This window comes from Nonomuraea sp. NPDC049784 (genome assembly GCF_040659615.1).
Lineage (GTDB): Bacteria > Actinomycetota > Actinomycetes > Streptosporangiales > Streptosporangiaceae > Nonomuraea.
This window is the reverse complement of sequence record NZ_JBFAMX010000853.1, coordinates 1-3,492: the sequence shown is the minus strand read 5'-3', so window position 1 is coordinate 3,492 and position 3,492 is coordinate 1. Positions and strand designations below refer to the sequence as shown.

Genomic DNA, 3,492 nt, shown 5'->3' with positions numbered 1-3,492 from the left:
CTACGTGATCCGCCTGGAGCAGGGCCGCGGGCTGCGCCCCTCGCCCGAGGTGCTGGAGGCGCTGGCAGGCGCGCTGCGGCTGAGCGAGGACGAGCGGGCCTACCTGTTCGACCTGGCCCGCCAGCGGCCCACCAGGCAGGCTCTCCCGGCGGACGAGGCCGGTCCGCTGGCACAGCTCGTGCTGGACCTGTCGCCGCTGCCCGCCATGCTGGTCAACCACCGCTTCGACATCCTGGCATGGAACCCCGAGATGGCGGCGCTGATGTCGATGGACCTGGCCACGCTGCCCCCGCCGCAGCGCAACACGCTGTGGCTCTGCATGCTGCACCCGGGCCTGCGCGACTTCTACCGCGACAGAGAGCGCACGGTGCGCGAGGGCATCGCCGACCTGCGGGCCTCGTGGGCGGCCCACCCCGACGACAAGGCGCTGACGGAGCTGATCGACGAGCTCACCACCGGCAGCGAGGAGGTCGCCCGCCTGTGGGCGCTGCGCGACGTCCGGGTGAACGGCCGCGGCCAGAAGCGGCTGCGGCACAAGACGAAGGGCCCGCTGACCATCGCTTTCGAGGTGCTGGCCCCGATCCAGTCACCCGAGCAGCGGCTGGTCATCTACCGCGCCGCCGACCCCGGCTCCCAGCGCGTCCTCGACGTCATCGCCCGCGAATGCACGTGAAAAGGCCGGGGTCGCGATGAACGCGACCCCGGCCCTGAAAGGTCACACCAGCGGCCGCGCGGTCGGCAGGATCGGGTACGGCAGCGCCGTGTCCCCGGTCAGATACCGGTCCACGCCCGAGGCGGCGGCCCGCCCCTCGGCGATGGCCCACACGATGAGCGACTGCCCGCGCCCCATGTCGCCGGCCACGAAGACGCCGTCCACCTTGGACATGTACGTCTTGTCACGCGAGACGTTTCCCCGCGCGTCGTAGAAGCCGTCACCACCGGCCTCGGCGAGGTCCTGCAGCAACGCGCCCTTCTCCGGCCCGAGGAAGCCCATGGACAGCGTCACCAGCTCGGCCGGGATCTCCCGCTCGGTGCCCGGGATCGGCTTGAACCCGTTCTGCGGCCCCTCGACCTCGACCAGCCGCAGCGCCCGCACGTTGCCCTCGGCATCGCCGGCGAACTCGGTGGTGGAGACGGCGTAGACCCGCGCTCCCCCGCCGTCCTCCAGCTCCTCGTGCGCGCTCTCCATCTTGAACAGGATGGGGAACGTCGGCCACGGCTGGCTGCCGGGCCTGGCCGCGGGCGGCTGCGGCATGATCTCGAGCTGGGTGACGGACTCGGCGCCCTGCCGGATCGCCGTGCCGATGCAGTCGGCGCCGGTGTCGCCGCCGCCGATCACCACCACGTGCTTGCCCTCGGCCGAGATGGGCGCCTTGCCGAAGTCGCCCTCCTGGACCTTGTTGGACAGCGGCAGGTACTCCATCGCCTGGTAGACGCCCTTGAGCTCGCGCCCGGTCACCGGCAGGTCGCGCCACTGGGTGGCCCCGCCCGACAGCACCACGGCGTCGAACTGCTCGCGCAGCTCGGCGGCGGTGATGTCGACTCCGACGTTCACGCTGGTGCGGAACTCGGTGCCCTCGGCCCGCATCTGCTCGAGCCGGCGCTCGATGTGCCGCTTCTCCATCTTGAACTCGGGGATGCCGTACCGCAGCAGGCCGCCGATCCGGTCGGCCCGCTCGAACACGACCACGTCGTGCCCGGCCCTGGTGAGCTGCTGCGCCGCGGCGAGGCCCGCCGGGCCCGAACCGACGACCGCGACCCTCTTGCCGGTCTTGACGGCCGGGGGCTGCGGGGTCACCCAGCCCTCGGCGAACGCCCGGTCGATGATCTCGACCTCGACCCGCTTGATCGCCACGGGGTCGGAGTTGATGCCGAGCACGCACGCCGCCTCGCACGGGGCCGGGCAGAGCCGGCCCGTGAACTCGGGGAAGTTGTTCGTGGCGTGCAGCCGCTCGATCGCCTCGCGCCAGTCGGTGCGGTAGACGAGGTCGTTCCACTCGGGGATGAGGTTCCCGAGCGGGCAGCCGTTGTGGCAGAACGGGATGCCGCAGTCCATGCAGCGGGCCGCCTGCTTGGTCAGCTTCTCCTGCGAGAAGTCCTGGTAGACCTCGCGCCAGTCGCTGATGCGGACGTCCACGGGGCGGCGCGCCGGCAGCTCCCGGTCATGCGTGAGAAAACCCTTGGGGTCAGCCATTCGGTACGCCTCCCTTAACCTTGCACATGCTTTGGCCAGAACAGCCCGCCATGATGGCCAGGCTCATTGCGGCGGGTCATGACTGCACCGCGGCCGCCATGACCGCCTCGTCGATGTCCCTGCCTTCGATGCGGGCGGCCTCGGCGGCCGCCAGCACCCGCTTGTAGTCGGTCGGCATGATCTTGCCGAACCGGGCGAGCGCCGCGTCCCAGTCGGCCAGCAGCTCCTTGGCGACCGGCGAGCCGGTCTCCGCGAAGTGCTTCTCGACCGTCTCCTTGAGGAACTCGCCGTCCTCCTCGGTGAGCGTCTCGATGGCGACCATCTCGCGGTTGACCCGCTCGGGCTTCAGGTCGAGCAGGTACGCGATGCCGCCCGACATGCCGGCCGCGAAGTTGCGCCCGGTCGAGCCGAGCACCACGGCCCGGCCGCCGGTCATGTACTCGCAGCCGTGGTCGCCCACGCCCTCGACGACCGCTGTGGCGCCGGAGTTGCGGACGCAGAAGCGCTCGCCGACGACGCCGCGGATGAACACCTCGCCGGAGGTGGCGCCGTACAGCGCGACGTTTCCGGAGATGATGTGGCCGTCGAGCGGCGCCTCCTCGTGCGGCCGGACGGTGACCCGCCCGCCGGACAGGCCCTTGCCGAGGTAGTCGTTGGCGTCGCCGGTGAGCCTCAGCGTGATCCCGCGCGGCAGGAACGCGCCGAACGAGTTGCCCGCCGAGCCGGTGAACGAGATGTCGATCGTGTTGTCGGGCAGGCCCTTGCCGCCGTACCGCTTGGTCACCTGGTAGCCGAGCATGGTGCCGACCGTGCGGTTGACGTTGCGGATGGGCAGCTCCAGCGTGACCGGGGTGCCCTCGTTGAGCGCGCCCTCGGCGAGCTGGATCAGCGTGTTGTCCAGCGCGTGCTGCAGGCCGTGGTCCTGCTCGACGAGCCTGTGCAGCGCGGTGCCGGCGGGCAGCTCGGGCTGGTGCAGGATCGGCGACAGGTTGAGGCCGCTGGCCTTCCAGTGGTTCTCGGCCGCCGACATGTCGAGCATCTCGACGTGGCCGATCGCCTCGTCGAGCGAGCGGAAGCCCAGCTCGGCCAGGTATTCGCGGATCTCCTCGGCGATGAACTGGAAGAAGTTGACCACGAACTCCGGCTTGCCGGTGAAGCGCTTGCGCAGCTCGGGGTTCTGCGTGGCGACACCCACGGGGCAGGTGTCGAGGTGGCAGACCCGCATCATCACGCAGCCGCTGACGACGAGGGGCGCGGTGGCGAAGCCGTACTCCTCGGCGCCGAGGAGCGCGGCGATG

General features: G+C 70.9%; 3 protein-coding genes. 1 reads left to right on the top strand and 2 read right to left on the bottom strand.

Annotated features, from left to right (window positions below):
• The coding region (locus tag AB0J09_RS59805; RefSeq protein WP_360712542.1) for a helix-turn-helix transcriptional regulator at positions 1-673 on the top strand (673 nt) is incomplete at its 5' end.
• 42 nt (positions 674-715) lie between these two features.
• On the opposite strand, the gene AB0J09_RS59800 is transcribed toward AB0J09_RS59805, so the two are convergent.
• Together AB0J09_RS59800 and AB0J09_RS59795 are read right to left on the bottom strand one after the other, a co-directional pair.
• The gene (locus AB0J09_RS59800; protein ID WP_360712539.1) at positions 716-2,194 is read right to left on the bottom strand and encodes a glutamate synthase subunit beta; all 1,479 of its coding nucleotides are present in this window, start codon (positions 2,192-2,194) and stop codon (positions 716-718) included.
• Between the two features lie 76 nt (positions 2,195-2,270).
• Positions 2,271-3,492, bottom strand: a 1,222-nt coding sequence (locus AB0J09_RS59795) for a glutamate synthase-related protein (protein ID WP_360712536.1), incomplete at its 5' end; no start/stop codon positions are given.

Coding starts and splice junctions, on each gene's coding strand:
- AB0J09_RS59800 (WP_360712539.1), bottom strand. CDS start 2,194: ATGGCTGACCCCAAGGGTTTTCTCACGCATGACCGGGAGCTGCCGGCG.